This window comes from Oerskovia sp. NPDC056781, from assembly GCF_042789955.1.
GTDB lineage: Bacteria > Actinomycetota > Actinomycetes > Actinomycetales > Cellulomonadaceae > Oerskovia > Oerskovia rustica.
This window is the reverse complement of sequence record NZ_JBHUAD010000297.1, coordinates 1-4,113: the sequence shown is the minus strand read 5'-3', so window position 1 is coordinate 4,113 and position 4,113 is coordinate 1. Positions and strand designations below refer to the sequence as shown.

General features: G+C 76.0%; 3 protein-coding genes. 1 reads left to right on the top strand and 2 read right to left on the bottom strand.

Translation table 11 applies throughout. The features are described from left to right. The coding region (locus ACFRCR_RS17405; RefSeq protein ID WP_377679290.1) for an AAA family ATPase at positions 1 to 1,573 on the bottom strand (1,573 nt) is incomplete at its 3' end. A gap of 302 nt (positions 1,574 to 1,875) precedes the next feature. On the opposite strand from ACFRCR_RS17405, the gene ACFRCR_RS17400 reads away from it, so the two are divergent. Then, entirely contained in the window at positions 1,876 to 3,411 is a 1,536-nt protein-coding gene (locus ACFRCR_RS17400) for a helicase associated domain-containing protein (protein ID WP_377679288.1), read from the top strand. Between the two features lie 52 nt (positions 3,412 to 3,463). Here ACFRCR_RS17400 and ACFRCR_RS17395 read toward each other — a convergent pair whose 3' ends face one another. Continuing rightward, positions 3,464 to 3,988: a putative immunity protein gene (locus ACFRCR_RS17395; RefSeq protein ID WP_377679286.1), complete on the bottom strand. Its 525-nt coding sequence runs from the start codon at positions 3,986 to 3,988 to the stop codon at positions 3,464 to 3,466. Positions 3,989 to 4,113: the final 125 nt, after the last annotated feature.

Sequence of the window (4,113 nt, the reverse complement as noted above, 5' to 3'; positions counted from 1 at the left end):
GCCCGGCCGCGCCCAGGGCAGCCGCCTCGCGGGCGAGGTCCGCCAGGACCCCGTCTCCCGCGGCCGACTCCGCGGCGAGGATCTCGCCGAACGCCGCGAGGAGTGCGTCCCGCGCCGCCGTCGGGTCGCAAGCCCGCAGGGCGCGAGCGGCGCGCAGGAAGAGGCCAGGGCTCTCGGCGGCAGCTCGTGGGGCCCCCGCGTACTTGCGGGCCACGGCCCGCGCCATCAGGCTCCGCGCGAGGACGTCGGGCGGCGCGAGCGAGGCGTCGTCGACCTCCTCCAGCAGGGCCAGGGCCCGGACGGGCGAACCCGCGAGGGACGCGGCCTCCGCTGCCGATACCGCCCGCTCGTCCCGCCGGGGTCCCGGCGCGGTGAGCTCCACGGCTCGCGCGAGGAAGGCTGCTCGGGCCGCGTAGCCACCCCGGGCGTGCGCGCGCACGGCACCCGCCTCGAGCGCGACGGCGGCCGCCTCGTCCGGACCGGACGTGGCCGCCGACAGGTGCCAGGCGCGCAGGTCGACGTCCGCCGCACGGTCGGTCACGTCCGCGAGCGCGGCGTGGGCCGCCCGGCGCTCGCTGCCGGTCGCCGCGCGGTAGACGGCCGACCGGACGAGAGGGTGGCGGAACACGACCCGGCGGTCGACCGAGACGAGGCGGTCCTGCTCGGGCGGGGCGGACGCGTCGTCGGGCAGCCGCATGGTCGCCGACGCTGCCGCGACGTAGGCGACGTCGCCCGTGGGCTCGGCCGCCGCCAGCAGGAGCCAGCGGCGGGTCGCGGTCCCGTACGCCCCGGTGAGGCGCTGGTAGTGCTCCTCCAGGTGGCTGCCGACGGGCAGCGGCGCACCGAGCACCGCGCGACCTGCGAGCTGGGCGGCGCTCAGCTCGTCGCTCAGGTCGAGCAGCGCGAGCGGGTTGCCGCCGGTCGCCGTGACGATCGAGTCCGCCACGTGCGGGTCGAGTGGGGTGCCCACGCGTCCGCGCAGCAGCGCGAGCGCCTCGTCGCGCGCGAGCCCGGTGAGGTCCACGGTGGGCAGGTCGGCGAGGGCGGCCTCGCCCGGCGTCCCGGTCCGTACGGCCAGGACCAGGGCGACCTGCTCGGCGTGCAGGCGACGACCGACGAAAGCGAGGACGTCGAGCGACTCCCGGTCGAGCCACTGGGCGTCGTCCGCGAGGACGAGGGTGGGGGCGTCGTCGGACAGGTCGGCGAGGAGCGAGAGGACGGCGAGACTCACGAGGAAGCGGTCCGGTACCGGGCCCGACGACGTCCCGAGCGCCACGCGCAGCGCCTCCGCCTGGGGAGCGGGCAGGGTCTCGATCCGTGCGGCCCGGGGAAGCAGGGCGCGCTGGATCGCGGCGAACGGGAGGTCCGCCTCGGTCTCGGTGCCGACCAGGCGCAGGACCGTGAAGTCCTGGGCTGCTGCGCCCGCGCGTCCCAGCAGCGTGCTCTTGCCCGTCCCGGGCTCGCCCCGCAGGACCAGGACCCGACTCTGCCCATGGCGAGCGTCCGCCAGGGTGGCGGCGAGGAGCCGCTGCTCGCGCTCGCGGCCGACCAGCGCGTCAGGAGAGGCGGACATGGCACCACGCATCCCTCGAGCCCCACCGGAAGGCTCGGTCCACGGCACGGCGGGGTCGGCGACCCTCAGCGGGACACTATCGGCTCGGGCGGGCCACGTCACCGGGAACGACGTCACCGGACCGCGAGGCCACCGGGGACGGGTGACCGGAGCGCGGGTGCGGCGGGCGGGCCGACGCAGCAGCGGATGAAAAAGCCGGGCCTTCGAGCCGTTGCCGTCACACGTGCGGTCCCAGCGTGTCTTTCCCGGGTGATCGGCCCCGAGGGGCCGGCACGGGCCGTCGAGGGAAAGGAGGCCGTCGAGTGGGACGCTACGAGGAACGTTGGTGGGAGGGGCACGCCCACCTCGTGCAGTTCGTCGCCGAGCACGGGCATCCCCGGGTCCCCGTGAGCCACCGCACCGAGCCCGACGGGTTCGCCCTCGGCACGTGGGTCAAGGTCCAGCGTCGTGAGCACTCCCTCGGGACCCTGAAGGACGAGCGCCTGCGCGCGCTGCGCGAGGCCGGGTTCGCGTTCGAGGTGCGGCACCCGCTCAAGCAGTGGCAGCGCAACGTGGACCGGCTCGCCGCCTTCAAGGACGAGCACGGGCACACCCGCGTCCCGTACTACTACGAGACCGCGGACGGGTTCGGGCTCGGGGCGTGGGTCGGCCGCATGCGCAGGCGCCGGGCGTCGGGCGAGGTCACGGACCAGCAGGTGGCGGACCTCGACGGCGTGGGGATGGACTGGACGTTGGCGCTCGAGACGTCGAAGCGCCGCAGCCACCGGGCGTTCGCGGCGTTCGTCGCCGACCACGGTCATGCGCGGGTGCCCGACCCGTACCGCACGAGCGACGGGTTCGACCTGTCGGGCTGGGTCGCGCGGGTGCGCCGCGACCGTCGGGCCGGGCGGTTGTCGGCCACGCAGGAGCGCGAGCTGCGCGACCTCGGGTTCGAGTTCCCGAGCGTGCTGGACGCGGACGACTGGGACGCTCACCTGGCGTGCCTGTCGAGGTACGTCGCGCGCAACGGCCCGGACATCTCCACGACGTTCGAGTGCGAGGACGGGACCCGTCTGGGGCACTGGGTGTCGAGCCAGCGCGCTTCCCGGGAAGCGGGCACGCTCTCGGTCGGACGGGTCGCGCAGCTCGACGACCTGGGGTTCGTCTGGCACGCGCGCGACGAGGAGGACGCCCTGTGGCGCGAGGGCGTCGAGCTCCTCGCGCGGTACGTGGAGGAGCACGGGGACGGTCGGGTCCCCGGCGACCACGTCGCCCCCGACGGGACCCTCCTGGGCGCCTGGGTCGCCCGACGCCGGTGGGAGCACCGTCACGGCCTGCTGCGCGCCGAGCGCGTCGAGGAGCTCGTGGCGCTGGGCTTCGAGTGGACCTCGACGCCGCCGACGGGAGCGACGCGTGGATCTGACGACCAGGCCTTCCGCGCCTGGGTGGACGCGCTCGAGACCTTTCGGGGCGAGCGTGGGCACTGTCGTGTGCCGGCGAGCTTCGTGAGCCCGGACGGCAGGAGGCTGGGCGACTGGGTCGCGTACGTGCGCGCCCGGCACGCCAAGGGACTTCTCGCGCAGTGGCGGGTCGAGGTCCTCGACGGGCTCGGCTTCGAGTGGCGGGTCCGGGACAACGACGCCCTGTGGCGCCAGGGCGTCGAGGCTCTCGGGTCCTACGTCGCGGAGCACGGGCACGCGCGCGTGCCGATCAGGCACCGGCGGGACGACGGGTTCCGGCTCGGGCAGTGGGTGCGCAGCCGACGCAGCGAGGGGACGGGCGGGAGGCTGAGCCCCGAGCGGGTCGCTGCGCTCGACGCACTGGGCTTCGTCTGGGACCCGACGGCGCCCGCGACCTAGGCGGGCCACGGTCCGGCGTCGCGCGACGGGAGACGCCGGCCTGCGCGGTGCGTCAGTCGTCGAAGGCGTCCCAGCAGATCGCGCTCCGGCGTCGCTGGTCGTCGAGGACGAGGTCGCGGACGGCGTCGGGGATCTGGTCGCGCTGCCAGTCCCTCTCGACGAGGCGGGCCGTCTCGGCGTCGTCGCCGCGCGCCGACGCGTCGGCGGCCGCGGCCCGGATCGCGTAGGCCGCAGCCCCCAGGTCGTGTGCGGCGACGTGGGCCACGGCCACGGCCTGCCCGGCCGCGAGCGCGGCGTACTTCGCGGGGGCGGGCAGGTCCCGACCGGCGGCGTTGGCACCGAAGGCGGCCCGGTGCGCGTCCTTCATGGCCATCTCCCCGCGGATCCAGGCCCGCTCGACGGCGAGGGCCTCTCGCGGGCGCGGGTCGTCGGGCGCAGCCCGCTCGAACAGGGGCAGGACGTGCTCGGCGCACACCGCGGCCCATTCCGCGAGGAGGTGGTGGTGCTCGTCCGTGAGCGTGCCGCCTCGGCGCTCGGTGATCAGTCGTGGGTCCCGGTCGGTCGGCAGGATCGGCATGGGCCGATCCTCCGGCACGGACGGCTTCTTGGCGAGCAGGCACCGGTGGGCCTCGGTACTCCGCGGGCCTCGGCCGGCGCAGCACGTGCGCGGAGACGGCGGATGCCGGCCGCCCCGCCGAGGGG

Excerpts from the sequence above, each read along its gene's own strand:
- ACFRCR_RS17395 (WP_377679286.1), bottom strand. The coding sequence starts at position 3,988 with ATGCCGATCCTGCCGACCGACCGGGACCCACGACTGATCACCGAGCGC.